The sequence below is a fragment of the Brenneria salicis ATCC 15712 = DSM 30166 genome, from assembly GCF_003315515.1.
Taxonomy (GTDB): Bacteria; Pseudomonadota; Gammaproteobacteria; order Enterobacterales; family Enterobacteriaceae; genus Brenneria; species Brenneria salicis.
Genome location: NZ_QNRY01000013.1, coordinates 38,134 through 53,015 on the forward strand (window position 1 = coordinate 38,134; position 14,882 = coordinate 53,015).

A 14,882-nucleotide genomic window follows, 5' to 3' on the forward strand; every position below is an offset into this window, starting at 1 on the left:
TAAATTTTTACCGAGAAGGTATGTAAACAACATGAACACGAAATCAGAAAGACGCTGGAAACTGGCAAGTATAATTTTACTGATACTGGCGACCGTATTATTCGTTGTTATGTTACAGATTGAGTAGCACGCCCACGATGTAGATAGCTGTTGTGGGAGGACGTAGACCATTGTACTTCCTTGTATCAAGGAACTGTTGGTAGCGCTCATTGGATAAAGCGCTATCCAGCCTCATTTCACCCGAAATCGCTTATTACTGAAGCATTGATGACGCTAATCTGTGCGGCATGTCCATGACTGATAAAAAATGGCTTGCCATTGATTACAGAGTGTGTAATAACACTTCTGGGTAAAACGAGGTACAGTTCTGTATATGAATGGCATTTTTAGTAAAGAAGAGTTTAGTACAAACGTTAGCGTTGCACTTCTCTGCCGATCCTTATCTTAGTGCCTCAAGCAGTAACGACTTTGGTTTGTCTGTATAACGCCTCTGGCGGTTTAAACAATTAAAGGAAATATTTGAAATGGCAAAGATTAAAGGTCAGGTAAAGTGGTTCAACGAGTCTAAAGGCTTCGGTTTCATTACTCCGGCTGACGGCAGCAAAGACGTATTTGTGCACTTCTCCGCAATTCAAGGCAACGGCTTCAAAACTCTGGCTGAAGGCCAGAACGTAGAATTCGAAATTCAAGATGGTCAGAAAGGTCCATCAGCAGTAAACGTTACTGCACTGTAATTTATCGCTTCTATTGCAAAACCCGCCACGATGCGGGTTTTTTGTTGCCTGAGATTTATCAATCAACACATTTTTGTCATATAACGTCTTATCAACCGGTATTATGCGGTATAAAAACGTTTTTTTGCGGGGAAGGGGTCTGATGTCTTATCAATGCCCGCTATGCCAACAGCCCTTGCAACGGATGAGTCAGCAATGGTCGTGTGGCCGTCATAGTTTTGATTGTGCCAAAGAGGGCTATGTGAACCTGTTGCCGGTGCAATTCAAGCGCTCAAAACAACCAGGCGATAGCGCCGAGATGATGCAAGCGCGCCGAAAGTTTTTGGATGCCGGCCACTATCAGCCACTGCGGGAACGTGTCACGCAACGCTTGGATGAAATTCTGACGCCTCAAGCGAGCGCGTTACTCGATATTGGCTGCGGGGAAGGGTATTACACGACGGCGCTGGCGGCGCGTTTGCAACAACACCGAGAAATGACAGTCTATGGGCTGGATGTTTCAAAAGCCGCAATCCAGCGGGCGGCGAAGCGTTACCAGAATGTTGATTTCTGTGTGGCGTCAAGCCAGCGTCTGCCATTTAACGATCACTCTTTTGACGCCATATTAAAAATTTATGCTCCGTGTAACGATACTGAATTACGGCGCACGGTGAAGCGCGGCGGCTGGTTGATGACCATATCGCCCGGGCCTCGTCACCTTTATCAGATCAAGGCTGAGGTCTACGATCAGGCACTGCCGCATCCAGTCAGGGATGAGGCGCTGGACGGGTTTGAGTTGGTTGAACAACAAACATTGGCGTATTCGATGCAGTTGTCAGGACCGGAGGCGGCGGCATTGTTGCAAATGACGCCATTCGCCTGGCGTGCGACGCCGGAAGTCAGTCAGCGCATACAGGCTGCGCCGCAATTTGCTTGTGAAACAGACTTTATTATCCGATTGCATCAGCGCATTGAACCGCTGGACGCTCGATAAAAGTAAGTTGAAAAAGCGTAAGAATGGGCGAGATGACGATAAATCCGCCCATTTTTCAGGGAATGCGGATAAAGTCAGGCGACGTTGCCGATATGTTCGTACAGGATGTTGCAACCGATACCAATCAATATCACGCCGCCGATAATCTCAGCCTTTTTGCCGAGCAGTGGGCCGATATAACGCCCAATCAGCATACCTAACGTCACCATAATCATGGTCGCCATACCAATAACCATAGCCGTATGGAAGATATTGACCTGTAAGAAAGCCAGTCCAGCACCGATCGCCATCGCATCAAGGCTGGTGGCGAAGGCGGTGCAAATGAGTAGCGCCAGACTATGTTTTCCGATTTTTTCACAGTGGCAGGGATCGGTTCCCTTGATACCTTCGGTAATCATGCGCACGCCAAGAATCACCAGCAGGATGAATGCCACCCAATGATCCCATTCGATAATGTACTGGCTGGCAAAAAAGCCCAGAGCCCAGCCCATCAGCGGTGTGATGGCTTCAATGATCCCGAAGATAAAGCCGGTACGAATGGCGTCCCGAAAACGGGGTTTGTGCAGAACCGCGCCTTTACCGATAGACGCGGCAAACGCATCCATCGACATACCAAAAGCAAGAATGAGGGTTGCTGAAAGGTTCATGTTAAATAGCCTCGACTGTATGCTTGTCCATATCCACGTAGATCATCCCCAACCAGATGATGATCCCCTCGTGTCTATGGTCTCGCTTGCCCTTTGGCCGCCCGCACCACGTTTAAATCTTTCCGCGAAAAACCATATTGCAAAACCTATCCCGCGAAAGGATAAAACGAGTATGTTGATACGAGCATTTCTAACTATCGTCAGAAATCAGCTACTCCCCAATGACGGCGCAACCTTAACATATTATTTATAGACTAAACAACAATAAAAGTTTTAGGGTTTATCAATGCAATTGATAATCATTTTCATTTAAACAAAAGTTAGTTGTGATCATATAAAATAACATCTGATTTCGTACGGTTAAAAGAACGCCAATACGTTGCGAATATTTTAATAATAATTTAAGTTTCCTTTGTGTAATATTTATATTATTGATTTTCAATCATAAATTTATAAATCTTCTCCAGATCATCAATTTGATTAACCTTTATAAGTAATTGACGCCGTTCAAGGGCAATAACCAGAACGCCGTCCTCGGATAAATTGATGCTTTGAATACGGTTATAAGAAATAAATATATTGGCATAAAAGAATCCGGTTGATTTAAACAATAATTTTGGATGCCGAATATAGGCAAGATACAGCGCCATGAATGCTAAAAAAAGCAAAAGAGAAGTGGTAATTACCGTACCGTTATTGACAATATTCTGATAAATAAGAATTCCCACCAAACCAATAAAAATAAGGGCATCCAGACGATTGACGCGTTTGAGCATCACGCGTAGCTGTGTTTCGCCTTTTAATCTGTCCATGATGAATTCATCATAGATGGCATAAAGCAGTGTCAACCCGATCACTATCGTCAGAGCGATATCCGTAAGCGTCATGAGAAACTCCATGGGCGAATATCCGTGGGCGGAAACCCAAGACCTGTAACATGAAAAATAAGGGAAATACAGGAATATTGCCGGAGGACTCCCCCCGGCAACAAGGTGGCGGATTACATGCCAAGCAGTCCGATCCAATAACCAAAGATACCGATGGCGAAGAATCCCATGATGAGCCACAGCGCGTTGATTTTCCGCCTGAGCAGATACATACAGCCGAATGTCAGCAGCAGCGGAACCAGGCCCGGCATAAGCTGATCGAGAATCGACTGAACCGTGGTTACCGTGGTTTCGCCATTCTGGTTGGTGACTCTGGATACCACCAGCGGGATATTAACATGGGTCCATTTATTCACCAACGCGCCCATGACAAACAGCCCAAGAATGGATGCCCCCTCGGTCATCTTTTGCAGGAAGCCGCCGCCCATATCGTTAACGATATCCACACCTTTGCGATAACCATAAGCTACGCCATAGTAGCGAACCAGCAGACGCACCAGATTAAACAGAATGAAGAACAATAAAGGGCCAAGCAAGCTTCCGCTCATGGCGATACCAGCGCCCAGCGCGGCAAACACCGGACGAGCCGTACCCCAGAATATCGGGTCGCCAACACCTGCCAACGGCCCCATCAAACCGACTTTAAGGCCGTTGATGGCGCCGTCATCGATCGGCGCGCCGTTGGCGCGCTGTTCTTCCATCGCCATCGTTACCCCAAGGACCGGGGCGGCGACAAACGGCTGCGTGTTGAAAAATTCCAGATGGCGTTTGATCGCCTGTTTACGCTCTTCCGAATTTTCAGGATAAAGACGACGAATTACCGGCACCATGGCAAAACAGAACCCCAGCGCCTGCATACGTTCAAAGTTCCATGAACCCTGGAAAAGATTAGAACGCATAAACACCGCGCGAATATCGCTGGCAGTGAGTTTTTTGACTTCAGTTGTATCACCCATTTATCTCACTCCCCTTAGTCCAGTTCATTGTCGAGATCGTTGCTGCCAGCGGCGACTGGCTGCCCCTGAGACTTGTTGTATTTCGGACTCAGTTGGATATACAGCACCGCCATCACGATACCAATCACACCCAATGCAACCAGGTTGAAGTTGGTGAATGCCGCAGTCACGAAGCCAAGATAGAAGAACGGCATCAGGTAGCCTGCGCGCATCATATTGATGACCATGGCGTAACCGACGACGACAATCATACCGCCTGCGATATTCAGACCGCCGGTCACCACTTCCGGTATGGAATTCAATATGGCATGAACGGCGTCCGTGCCGACGGAAATCGCAACGATAACGGCAGGAATTGCGATACGCATTGCCTGAAGCAGCAGGGCGGAGACATGAAGCCAACTAATCGCGCTTAAACTGCCCCGTTCAGCCGCGCTGTCGGCGGCATGCTGGAAAGCGACGGTGATGGTGCGCACAATAATGGTCAGCACCTGTCCTGCGGCGGCCAGCGGAATGGCCAGCGCAATCCCCGCACCCACGCTCTGACCACCGGCAATAACCAGAATGGTCGAGATGATGGACGCAAGCGCGGCATCGGGGGCAACCGCCGCCCCGATGTTCATCCAGCCGAGAGCGATCATTTCCAGCGTGCCGCCGATAATAATCCCGGTTTTTAAATCGCCCAGAACGGCCCCGATGAGCGTACAGGCAACCAATGGACGATGGAATTGGAACTCGTCAAGAATAGAGCCCATCCCCGAGATACAAGCAACGATAAATATCAGCACAATTTGAAGTGTGGAAATCTCCATTGTACTTCTCCTATGGAAAACGTTTCTGAGTAAAGTAAATCGTTACACAGCGATAGTTATTGATTGTGTTAATCAATGACATGTGAATCAATGACGTGTGAACCAATGACGTATTCACCAGTAATGGTGTTAACGAGTCATCTTGTTAATTAAATCCATCATTTTTAGTCTGGTATCTGATGATACTTTCCTGACTTCTAACTCAATACCGAGCTTATCCAGTTCTTTAAACGCGGCAATATCTTTCTCATCGATAGAGACCGCGTTATTAACCTGAATTTTGCCCTGGCGGAACGCCATTCCTCCAATATTAACGGACGTGATTTTTACGCCGTTTTCAATCAGTGTTAATACGTCTGTCGGATTAGTAAATAACAACATAACGCAATCGCCGGCATATTTCGGGTTGTCATAAACGCGAATGGCTTTGGCGACATCCACCACATGCGCCGTCACGCCCGGCGGCGCAACCTGGGTCAGCAGCGTTTTACGCACATGATCCGCCGCCACGTCGTCACTGACGACAATAATGCGCGTGACATTGGTTTCTTTGGTCCAGCGGGTTGCCACCTGACCGTGGATCAACCGGTCATCAATACGCGCCAACCCGATCTTCATATGTTCGCCCGTTCCGCTAACCGGGGCGACAGCCTGTACTTTAGCTGGCGGTGGAGCGGCGGCGGTGCTCTGCGGCTTCAGCGCTTTAACGCCATCTCTGCCCGCTTCCAGGGCGATGGAAACCAGTTCAGCGAAAGCCGGGTTGTCATCGCGCGCCATAAAGGTTTCCGCCAGCATGGGAATATTTACCCCGGCGATAACTTCATGATTATTCTTATCGGTAACCAGACGGCTGGCGGCATTGAACGGGCTGCCGCCCCAGGTATCGACCAAAAACAATACGCCGTCGGCGGTGTCTAATTGAGCTAATTTCTCCTGATATTTTTCCATCAATGTTTCAGCGTTTTCACCGGGGACGAAATCAATCCAGGCGACGTTGCTCTGTTCGCCAAGAATCATTTCAGCCGTTTTTAACAGCGGCCCCGCAGTGGCTCCGTGAGTGCATAACATTATTGCAATACTCACTTGCTACCTCCTCATCACGATCAAATTGAATGTGTAATGCGTCAGGACACAGGGTTAACGCTCAGATGCTGAAAGTTAACCGTCGCGATATCCATATGGTTGTAAGCATCCAGCTTGCTTATTCATCCGGTGAATAATGTCGCCATTAATTCAATACCTTCAGCGAGCAGATACTGGCAACGACACGTAACACTACGGTTTGACGGATTTATTTTACCCATCGAAAAAATAAATAGTGTGATGTTCCTCTAATGCTGATTAGTTAAAAGGGGTTATGTCCGCGTTGCGCACGTTTGTGACGAAATTGTGATAGCAGCACGGTGATTTTTAGTTAAGCATCACGATGTGATCGATGTTAATTTAAGAGCATCAAGTGAATTGTCAGGTAAATAAAATGCAAACATATGCATTTCTTATGGCTGAAGGCGTTCGGTGGAAGTTGAGGTTAATGCGTATGCTACGAAAATCGGTTGCGCAACAAAAAGCGCCAGATAGGGTTTTTCAGATGGGAACGGCCCATACGGTGAAAGATGATATTTATGGGTTGACGCTGGGGGTGATGTTTATCGCCGTAGGGCTAAATATGCTTAAGTTGTCCGGCATGGTCACCGGTGGGATCGCCGGCATTGCATTACTGATTTCCTATTATGTCCCGCTGTCTATCGGCCTGCTGTTTATTCTGGTCAATATCCCGTTCATGATTTTCTGTTACTTCAGCATGGGGCGCGGTTTCACTTTGAAAACCTTGATCGTCAATGTGGCCCTCGGCCTGACGACCCAGACAATCCCACATCTGATCACCATTAGTTATATCCATCCGCTATTTTCCGCGCTGGTGGGCGGTACGTTCCTCGGCATGGGAATTCTTTCTCTGGCCCGTCACAATGCCTCTGTGGGCGGAACGGGCGTGGTCGCCATGTGGTTGTATCGGCGCTTCAATATCAATGTCGGCAAAACGCAGATGGTGCTGGATATATTGGTGTTCCTGCTCTCGCTGCTCAAGATACCGGGACTGTTGTTGCTCTGGTCGGCGGTCAGCGCCCTGGCGATGAATGCCATGCTGATGAACTGGCACAAACCGGGACGCTACCAGGGCGGGTGAGTCTATTTTCGCACCATCAGGTCGAGGAATAAGATAACGTTCTTACCTCGCCAATCTCAGTCTGTGTACTTTCTTGAGTGATAATTGCGCCTGATCCTCGAATCAGGCTTTCAGTAAATCGATTGCTGACTTTCTTTGCCGGAGGTGACGCCTGTGTCCAAAACGCTCGAACATTATCAATATTTGCATGAGATTCCTGAATTAGGATTTCAGGAGGTAAAAACATCGTCATATCTGGCAGACGTACTGGCGCGCGCGGGTTTTAACGTCACGCGCAATGTAAACGGCACCACCGGGATTATCGCCGAATTTGACAGTGGGGAGCCGGGGCCGATAATGGCGTTACGCGCCGATATGGACGCCCTGGGGCACATCATCAATGGCGAGCCGGTGGCGCGTCATACCTGTGGTCATGATGCGCATTCCTCCGTGGTGCTGAGCACCGCGCAGGAAGTGATAAGCGAAGGGATAGTGAAAAATGGGCGGTTGAAAATTTTGTTTCAGCCCGCGGAAGAACTGGGAACGGGTGCGCTGGCGATGGTGGCCGGCGGCGCGATCGATGATGTCGATATATTGCTCGGTTTTCATGTGCGACCGTTGGAAGAGTGTCCGCTGGGGCAGGCGGTGCCAGCTATGCTTTATTCAGCCAGTGCGACGATTGAAGCGGTGATCACAGGGGTGCCGTCCCATGCCGCCCGCCCGCATAAGGGCATTAATGCGTTGGATGCCGCTGTGCTGGCGGTACAGGCGGTAAATAGCATCCATCTGGCGCCTTCACTGACCTATAGCGTCAAGGCGACACGTTTTATCTGCGATGCGGGCGTTACCAACTCGGTGCCTGCCGAAGCCCGTGTGTGCTGGGATCTGCGCTCGCAATTCAATCAACCGATGGATGAACTTAAGGCAAAAGTCATTAAAGCGATTGAACATAGCACGGCGGCGATTGGTGCTGCGGCAGACATTCGCGTGATGAAGGAAATGCCGGCGGCGGTGGTTGACGATGAGGTAACCGCGTTGATTGCCAGCGCCATTGTGGACGTGTTGGGGACGCAGGGGGCGACCGAGGCCAAATATACGCCTGGCAGTGAAGATTTCTTCCATTACGGGCGTCAGCGGCCAACGATCAAATGTGGCTTCTGGGGCCTGGGGGCTAACCTGACGCCGGGTCTACACCATCCCGATATGCGATTCGATCTTGAAGCAATGGAGATTGGCGTCCGGGTTTTTAAAACCTGTGTGAAAAAAGTACTGGGATAAGGCCGCGATCCCTGGCTGCGCAGCGGTGTATTCCTTTTGGCGGCTTATCAATCGTCAAAAAATAGACGCTACTGGGCAGCGCATTTATCAGCGGGAAAAGTGTAAGAAAATCTTTGTGAAAACGCGGGACAACCTGTTAGAGTAATCTTCCGTTAAATTGCTTAGGAGCACTGGGCATCAGCCCTTCCCATGGACTGTCACCGACAAAACGTTAACTGCCTACCCGCTTGCGCTGGTGGTTTCCTGTACTCGGTTGGTTTTTCCGACCATTCTCTGAGTTACTCTGCTTCATCCCAATTCTTTCTATTACCATTCAATGTAGATAATGCATTGAAGCCATCTGCTCGTTCATTTTTCGGAGTCTGACATGGAATTTTTGCTGGATCCTTCAATCTGGGCAGGCCTGCTGACGCTGGTGGTACTTGAGATTGTTCTGGGTATTGATAATTTGGTGTTTATCGCCATTCTTGCCGATAAATTGCCGCCCAAACAGCGTGATAAGGCCCGTATCATCGGCCTGTCGCTGGCGCTGTTAATGCGTCTGGGGCTGTTGTCTCTGATTTCCTGGATGGTCACGCTGACGCGTCCATTGTTCCACGTTGGTGATTTCAGTTTCTCCGGCCGCGATCTGATCCTGCTGTTCGGCGGGCTGTTCCTGTTGTTTAAAGCGACGACGGAGTTGCATGAACGACTGGAAAATAAATCACATGACGAAAATGGTCCGCGTGTTCACGCCAACTTCTGGACGGTAGTGGCGCAGATTGTGGTGCTGGATGCGGTGTTCTCACTTGATGCCGTAATTACCGCAGTAGGCATGGTCAACCACCTTGGCGTGATGATGACCGCCGTAATCATAGCGATGGCCGTGATGCTGCTGGCCTCCAAGCCGCTGACCAACTTTGTCAATGCCCACCCCACGGTGGTGGTGTTGTGCCTCAGCTTCCTGTTGATGATTGGCTTGAGTCTGGTGGCGGAAGGTTTTGGTTTCCATATTCCGAAAGGTTATCTGTACGCCGCGATTGGATTCTCGATCCTGATCGAGTTTTTCAACCAGATTGCCCGACATAACTTCATGAAACATCAGTCGCGGCGTCCTTTGCGTGAGCGTACCGCCGAGGCGATTCTACGGCTGATGGGAGCCCGGAAAACCACCGATGAAGTGGATAACGATGAACCGCAGAAGGTGACGATGGACACCTTTGCCGAGGAAGAGCGCTACATGATCAGCGGCGTGCTGACGCTGGCGTCACGCTCGCTGCGCAGTGTGATGACGCCGCGCACGGAAATTTCCTGGGTAGATTGCGAACGTTCTATCGAAGATATCCGTTTGCAATTGCTGGATACGCCGCACAGTCTGTTCCCGGTTTGTCGTGGTTCATTGGATGAGTTGGTCGGCGTGGTGCGGGCCAAAGACCTGCTGGTGGCGCTGGAGGCGCACACCGATGTGGAAAGCTTTGCAGCGGCGAATCTGCCGATCGTCGTACCGGAAACGCTGGACGTCATCAATCTGCTTCCTGTACTGCGTCGCGCCAAAGGCAGCCTGGTAATGGTTAGCAATGAGTTTGGCGTGATTCAGGGGTTAGTGACGCCGCTGGACGTACTGGAAGCGATAGCCGGTGAATTCCCGGACGAAGATGAAACGTTGGAAATCGTGGCGGACGGCGATGGCTGGCTGGTAAAAGGCGGTACGGATCTGCATTCGTTGCAGCAAGTGCTCAACAGCAGCGATCTGGTGAGCCCGAAGGAGGATTACACTTCGCTGGCCGGACTGTTGCTGGCACACAGTGATGAGTTCCCGCAAGTGGGTGAAATCATCGAATTACACCAATTACGTTTCCAGATCCTTGACGTTTCGGAATACCGTATTGAACTGGTGAAGGTGGAGAAAATCGCCGCGCCGGTTGAAGACCAGGAAGCGTGATATCGAGGAATAGCCAACGTCGCTGCTGGCGGCGTTGGCGGTTAAATCAATGCATTTACTAACAAGCGTTATTCACTAAAAACCGTCAGTCGCACTGAACCTTGATCACCAGACCGCCGCGTGAGGTTTCCCGATATTTAGCATTCATGTCTTTCCCTGTTTCATACATGGTTTCAATAACCTTATCCAGCGAGACGCGGGGTTCGCTGGTGCGGCGCATCGCCATACGCGCAGCGTTGATCGCTTTCACCGCGGCGATGGCATTACGCTCGATGCAGGGAACCTGAACCTGTCCCGCCACCGGATCGCAGGTTAACCCCAGATTGTGCTCCATCCCGATCTCCGCCGCGACGCAAACTTGTTCCGGGCTGGCGCCCATCAACTCAGCCAATCCTGCCGCCGCCATGGAACAGGCCACGCCGACTTCCCCTTGACAGCCGACTTCCGCGCCAGAGATTGAAGCGTTCATTTTATACAGAATGCCAACGGCGCCCGCCGCCAGGAAATAGCGAATATAAATACTGGGGCTTACGGGTTCGATGAAGTGATCATAGTACGCCAATACCGCCGGAACGATGCCGCATGCGCCGTTGGTGGGCGCGGTCACCACGCGACCGCCCGCCGCATTTTCCTCATTCACCGCCAGCGCAAACATATTCATCCAATCCACGGCGTTCATCGGGTCGCTGGAGTGTTTATCCGATGAAACCAACATGCGGCGCAACGCGGAAGCTCGACGTGGAACACGAAGTGGCCCCGGCAATACGCCTTCGGTGTTTACGCCGCGATCAATACAGGCGCGCATGGTCTGCCAGATATCCACGAAGTAATTTTCGATCTCCTCGCGGCTATGCAGAGCCAGTTCGTTACGCATTACCATACCGGACACGGAAAGGCCGCTTTGTTTGCAATGCGCCAGCATCGCTTTGGCGGAGTTGAACGCGTAGGGGACGGAAACCTCAGTCAATGTAGATTGACCAAAATGCGCTTCATCAACGATGAAGCCGCCGCCGATGGAATAATAGGTTTTACTGTAAATTTCTTTGTTTCCGGCAAAGGCGGTGATCGTCATACCATTTTCATGCAACGGCAGGTTTTCGCTGCGGAAAACCATCCCGCCTTCGCGCGGGAAATCGACTTCATGTTTATCGTCGGCCAGCAACAGCCGCTCGCTCTGTTCAACACGACGGATGAACGCCGGAATACCATCAATATCAACCGTATCAGGCATATTGCCCGCCAGCCCTATAATGATGGCGATATCGGTATGATGGCCTTTTCCCGTCAATGACAGTGAACCATAGACATCGACGGCGATGCGCGTGACGGCGGTGAGTAACGCCTGATTTATCAATTCATCGACAAATTGCTTACCGGCTTTCATCGGTCCAACCGTATGAGAGCTAGAGGGGCCAATACCGATTTTAAACATGTCGAAAACGCTTATCACGCGGAACTCCTTCAAAAGCGCAGGTGGTTAGAATAAAACGCGTCAAATCGCGCTATTGTAGTGTGGAATATATTGTGGAGTTCGCTTTTTCGCATGAAATAAACTTATGCAGACGGACAATGGAACTTATAGCAGAACACATTGAATAACGCTTATGGCTTACTGGCGACATGCATGGCGAGTTGGCGAATGATGGCGGCGGTCAAGCCCCAGACAAACTGTTGTTGATACCAGGAAAGATAAACGCGGTGACGTTTTTCCTGCCGTTCGATATCCAGCGGATAATAACGCGCCAGCGCAAAGGCATCCGCCAGCGGCATTTCGAACAACTCGGCGACTTCACTTTTATTAGCATGAAAGCGGGTCTGAGCGGAGATCAGCCCCACCACCGGCGTGACCTGAAATCCGCTGACGCTGTCCGCCGGCGGCAATGTACCGAGCACCCGGACATTCTGCGGTTGGATGGCGACTTCCTCCTGGGCTTCACGCAGGGCCGTGACGATGAGCGAACCATCTTCCCGGTCGGCCGCGCCGCCGGGAAATGCCACCTGACCGGCATGTTTGCGCAAACCCGACGTTCGTCGGGTCAACAGTAATGTCGGAGTGGCGCGACAAACAATCGGCACCAGTACCGCCGCCTTTCGTTGCTGATACACCGGAGGATGAGGCTGTAACGCATGCAACTGAAAACGGGTAATAAACGCCGCCAAATCAAATGATGTCGGCGCTATGGCGCTACTAATGACAGAATGGGTCACGGCTTTCTACCTGCTCGTCTGGCTGAGGATCCAATAAGGGTAAAATGCGGCCAACTTTATCAAAGGTTTCCTGATATTCGGCCTGTTCCTGACTGTCCGCCACAATGCCGCCGCCTGCCCAGCAGTAAATTTTTCCCTGCTCGGTTAATAAAGTACGGATGGCGATACTGGTATCCATGGTGCCGCAGACACTAAGATAGCCAATACTGCCGCAGTAGGCATTACGTCGTTGCGGTTCCAGTTCTTCAATGATTTGCATCGCCCGAATTTTAGGCGCGCCGGTGATGGAGCCGCCTGGGAAACAGGCGCGTAGTAACGCGGTGGCAGGACACGAATCAGGAAGTCTCGCTTCAATCGTGCTGACCAGATGGTGGACAGCCGGGAAAGGTTCCACGACGAACAGTTCCGGCACGGTGACGCTGCCCGGTTCGGCGACGCGGCCAATGTCGTTACGCAATAAATCCACGATCATCAGATTTTCGGCACGATCTTTATCCGAGCGCGCCAAACGTTCGGCCTGCAAGTCATCCGCGTGTTTATCGGCCAGTCGCGGCAGCGTGCCTTTAATCGGGCGGGTCTGGATGCGGTTCTCCGCCAGCCACAGGAAACGTTCGGGAGAGACGCTGATCACCGTATTTTCAGGCAGGCGGATGAAGGCGGAAAACGGGGCCTGATTGCCCGCCGACAGGCGCAGAAATGCCTGCCATTCATCCCCGTCATATTCCGCGCTGAAGCGTTGCGCCAGATTAACCTGATAGCAGTCTCCCGCCAGCAGGTAATCCTGTATTTTGCGAAATCGCTCGCCGTACTCCTCGCGTGACAGGTTAGCGCGCCAGGGGCTGTTGAGTCGAAAGTCCGTCCGATTATTGGAGGCGGGCGGGGTGCATAACCAGTCAAGCCGTTGCTGAAGCGAGCCCTGGACGATCAGGGTTAACGTCTGACGCTGGTGATCCGCGACCAGAGCCCAGTCATACAGGCCGACCACCATATCCGGTAAATCAATATCCCGTTCCGCCTGCACGGGCAACGTCTCAATGCGTCGCCCCAAATCGTAACCGAACAAGCCGAGCGCGCCGCCCTGAAAAGGAAAGTCAGGATGTGCTGGCGCGGCGATGCCGAGGTCATCCAGTTCTTGCTGTAACAGCGTGAACGGATCGCCAGCCGCCATTTGCGTGATCCCGCCGCGGGTTATCGTCGTTTTCTCTGCGCGGGTGACGAGCGTTACCCGCGGATCGGCGACCATGATATCGAAGCGATTGTGCGGATGATCGGCGAAGCCTGAGTGTAATAACATGGCCCACGGTTGTTGAGAAAAAGGCGCAAAACGTTTTAGCAACGCATCCGGCTGATAGGGTAACGAGTGATAGACCCAGAACGTGCCTGAGGCGGAGTGGTCGTATAATTTCATGCTTGGCAGGTGATGTTTATTTTATTGGTTGTCTGTTTGACGATTCAGACTGGCTAGCGTATCACAAACCATAACTGCTGGTGTATGACCGGGAGGGCATGCGATGATATGCGCTTGGTTGGTAAGCAGGAATTTATCATGATTGCAGGTATGCCCGCGCTGACGCATCAGCAGCAAGCAGCGGTTGAGCGTATTCAGGAACTGATGTCACAGGGGTTAAGCAGTGGTCAGGCGATTGCGCTGGTCGCCGCAGAAATTCGCGCCACCCATCAAGGTGACAGTGTCACAGCAATGTTTGATGATGAAGACGACCAGGATAATCGTCAGGATGACGACCAGGGCACGTTTGACGATGGTGAGGAAGAGGAAGAACACTGATTGCCGTTCCTCCTCTGAGGTGACGCCAGCACACAGTTATATCGCGGCGATGGCTTTTATTTCGATTTTGAATTTCGGATTCATCAGTTTGGCCTGAACGGTGCAGCGCACCGGCGCGCTGCCGGACACCACCCAGGCATCCCATGCGGCGTTCATGGCGGCGAAATCGTCGGCGTCAGCCAAAAAAATAGTGATATCCAACAGTCGGCTTTTATCCGTTCCCGCTCGTTGCAGGATCGCATCCAGTGCGGCCAACGCATTCTCAGTCTGCGCTTGCGCCGCGTCATTCAGATTCTCCGGCACGCTGGTGTAATACAGCGTGTTGTTGTGAATAACGGCGTCGGACCAGCGTTCATCAGGATCGATTCTCTGAATTGACATAAGGATATTGTCTCCATCTTGGGGTAAATAACGGCGCTAAGCGTAACATACTCTTTTGCGTCATGAATCTGTTGCGGGCAGCGCGGGCGAAGATAGGGTGGTAGCGAGCGTGGCGGAGTATTGGCATAATCGGTC

15 protein-coding genes and 1 pseudogene are annotated in these 14,882 nt (G+C 51.2%); 7 read left to right on the top strand and 9 right to left on the bottom strand.

From position 1 onward, the window contains the following. Window positions 1–373: 373 nt before the first annotated feature. From DES54_RS07845 to rlmA, 3 genes and pseudogenes are all read left to right on the top strand, one after another. Window positions 374–485, top strand: a pseudogene (locus DES54_RS07845) (DUF2627 domain-containing protein). A gap of 39 nt (window positions 486–524) precedes the next feature. Next, on the top strand, window positions 525–734 hold the full coding sequence (cspE, locus tag DES54_RS07850) for a transcription antiterminator/RNA stability regulator CspE (protein WP_005968829.1): 210 nt from the start codon (window positions 525–527) through the stop codon (window positions 732–734). A gap of 142 nt (window positions 735–876) precedes the next feature. Beyond that, window positions 877–1,707, top strand: coding sequence for a 23S rRNA (guanine(745)-N(1))-methyltransferase (rlmA, locus tag DES54_RS07855; RefSeq protein WP_113866187.1), 831 nt, complete (start codon window positions 877–879; stop codon window positions 1,705–1,707). A 74-nt stretch (window positions 1,708–1,781) separates the two neighbouring features. On the opposite strand, the gene mntP is transcribed toward rlmA, so the two are convergent. The 5 genes from mntP to manX all read right to left on the bottom strand — a co-directional run bounded on the left by mntP (window position 1,782) and on the right by manX (window position 6,092). Then, window positions 1,782–2,354 (bottom strand): manganese efflux pump MntP, encoded by a 573-nt coding sequence (gene mntP / locus DES54_RS07860; protein ID WP_113866189.1) that lies wholly within the window; start codon window positions 2,352–2,354, stop codon window positions 1,782–1,784. A 428-nt stretch (window positions 2,355–2,782) separates the two neighbouring features. After that, window positions 2,783–3,241: a DUF986 family protein gene (locus DES54_RS07865; RefSeq protein WP_113866191.1), complete on the bottom strand. Its 459-nt coding sequence runs from the start codon at window positions 3,239–3,241 to the stop codon at window positions 2,783–2,785. Between the two features lie 113 nt (window positions 3,242–3,354). Then, window positions 3,355–4,197 carry a PTS mannose transporter subunit IID gene (locus DES54_RS07870; protein WP_113866193.1) on the bottom strand — a complete coding sequence of 281 codons (843 nt, stop codon included), beginning with the start codon at window positions 4,195–4,197 and terminating at the stop codon, window positions 3,355–3,357. Between the two features lie 14 nt (window positions 4,198–4,211). Beyond that, entirely contained in the window at window positions 4,212–5,009 is a 798-nt protein-coding gene (locus DES54_RS07875) for a PTS mannose/fructose/sorbose transporter subunit IIC (protein ID WP_113866195.1), read from the bottom strand. Between the two features lie 129 nt (window positions 5,010–5,138). Further along, window positions 5,139–6,092, bottom strand: a complete 954-nt coding sequence (manX, locus tag DES54_RS07880) for a PTS mannose transporter subunit IIAB (RefSeq protein WP_113866197.1) — start codon at window positions 6,090–6,092, stop codon at window positions 5,139–5,141. Between the two features lie 505 nt (window positions 6,093–6,597). On the opposite strand from manX, the gene DES54_RS07885 reads away from it, so the two are divergent. The 3 genes from DES54_RS07885 to DES54_RS07895 all read left to right on the top strand — a co-directional run bounded on the left by DES54_RS07885 (window position 6,598) and on the right by DES54_RS07895 (window position 10,372). Continuing rightward, window positions 6,598–7,194 carry a YitT family protein gene (locus DES54_RS07885; protein ID WP_240634972.1) on the top strand — a complete coding sequence of 199 codons (597 nt, stop codon included), beginning with the start codon at window positions 6,598–6,600 and terminating at the stop codon, window positions 7,192–7,194. 153 nt (window positions 7,195–7,347) lie between these two features. After that, window positions 7,348–8,451, top strand: coding sequence for an amidohydrolase (locus DES54_RS07890; protein ID WP_113866199.1), 1,104 nt, complete (start codon window positions 7,348–7,350; stop codon window positions 8,449–8,451). Window positions 8,452–8,818: 367 nt separating this feature from the next. Continuing rightward, window positions 8,819–10,372 carry a TerC family protein gene (locus DES54_RS07895; protein WP_113866201.1) on the top strand — a complete coding sequence of 518 codons (1,554 nt, stop codon included), beginning with the start codon at window positions 8,819–8,821 and terminating at the stop codon, window positions 10,370–10,372. Between the two features lie 85 nt (window positions 10,373–10,457). Here DES54_RS07895 and DES54_RS07900 read toward each other — a convergent pair whose 3' ends face one another. From DES54_RS07900 to pabB, 3 genes are all read right to left on the bottom strand, one after another. Further along, the gene (locus DES54_RS07900) at window positions 10,458–11,822 is read right to left on the bottom strand and encodes an L-serine ammonia-lyase (RefSeq protein WP_113866203.1); all 1,365 of its coding nucleotides are present in this window, start codon (window positions 11,820–11,822) and stop codon (window positions 10,458–10,460) included. Between the two features lie 152 nt (window positions 11,823–11,974). After that, window positions 11,975–12,565, bottom strand: a complete 591-nt coding sequence (locus DES54_RS07905) for a CoA pyrophosphatase (RefSeq protein WP_113866265.1) — start codon at window positions 12,563–12,565, stop codon at window positions 11,975–11,977. Further along, window positions 12,561–13,988 carry an aminodeoxychorismate synthase component 1 gene (gene pabB / locus DES54_RS07910; protein ID WP_113866205.1) on the bottom strand — a complete coding sequence of 476 codons (1,428 nt, stop codon included), beginning with the start codon at window positions 13,986–13,988 and terminating at the stop codon, window positions 12,561–12,563. Before pabB ends, DES54_RS07905 begins: the two co-directional genes overlap by 5 nt. A 138-nt stretch (window positions 13,989–14,126) precedes the next feature. Here pabB and DES54_RS07915 point away from each other — a divergent pair, with 138 nt between their 5' ends. Then, the gene (locus DES54_RS07915) at window positions 14,127–14,366 is read left to right on the top strand and encodes a YoaH family protein (protein WP_113866267.1); all 240 of its coding nucleotides are present in this window, start codon (window positions 14,127–14,129) and stop codon (window positions 14,364–14,366) included. 36 nt (window positions 14,367–14,402) lie between these two features. Here DES54_RS07915 and DES54_RS07920 read toward each other — a convergent pair whose 3' ends face one another. Then, on the bottom strand, window positions 14,403–14,747 hold the full coding sequence (locus tag DES54_RS07920; RefSeq protein ID WP_113866207.1) for a RidA family protein: 345 nt from the start codon (window positions 14,745–14,747) through the stop codon (window positions 14,403–14,405). Window positions 14,748–14,882 lie beyond the last annotated feature (135 nt).

What these genes read in the sequence shown, in the direction of transcription:
- cspE (WP_005968829.1), top strand. Translation starts at nt 525, where the DNA reads ATGGCAAAGATTAAAGGTCAGGTAAAGTGGTTCAACGAGTCTAAAGGC.
- rlmA (WP_113866187.1), top strand. Translation starts at nt 877, where the DNA reads ATGTCTTATCAATGCCCGCTATGCCAACAGCCCTTGCAACGGATGAGT.
- mntP (WP_113866189.1), bottom strand. Translation starts at nt 2,354, where the DNA reads ATGAACCTTTCAGCAACCCTCATTCTTGCTTTTGGTATGTCGATGGAT.
- DES54_RS07865 (WP_113866191.1), bottom strand. Translation starts at nt 3,241, where the DNA reads ATGACGCTTACGGATATCGCTCTGACGATAGTGATCGGGTTGACACTG.
- DES54_RS07870 (WP_113866193.1), bottom strand. Translation starts at nt 4,197, where the DNA reads ATGGGTGATACAACTGAAGTCAAAAAACTCACTGCCAGCGATATTCGC.
- DES54_RS07875 (WP_113866195.1), bottom strand. Translation starts at nt 5,009, where the DNA reads ATGGAGATTTCCACACTTCAAATTGTGCTGATATTTATCGTTGCTTGT.
- DES54_RS07885 (WP_240634972.1), top strand. Translation starts at nt 6,598, where the DNA reads ATGGGAACGGCCCATACGGTGAAAGATGATATTTATGGGTTGACGCTG.
- DES54_RS07895 (WP_113866201.1), top strand. Translation starts at nt 8,819, where the DNA reads ATGGAATTTTTGCTGGATCCTTCAATCTGGGCAGGCCTGCTGACGCTG.
- pabB (WP_113866205.1), bottom strand. Translation starts at nt 13,988, where the DNA reads ATGAAATTATACGACCACTCCGCCTCAGGCACGTTCTGGGTCTATCAC.
- DES54_RS07915 (WP_113866267.1), top strand. Translation starts at nt 14,127, where the DNA reads ATGATTGCAGGTATGCCCGCGCTGACGCATCAGCAGCAAGCAGCGGTT.
- DES54_RS07920 (WP_113866207.1), bottom strand. Translation starts at nt 14,747, where the DNA reads ATGTCAATTCAGAGAATCGATCCTGATGAACGCTGGTCCGACGCCGTT.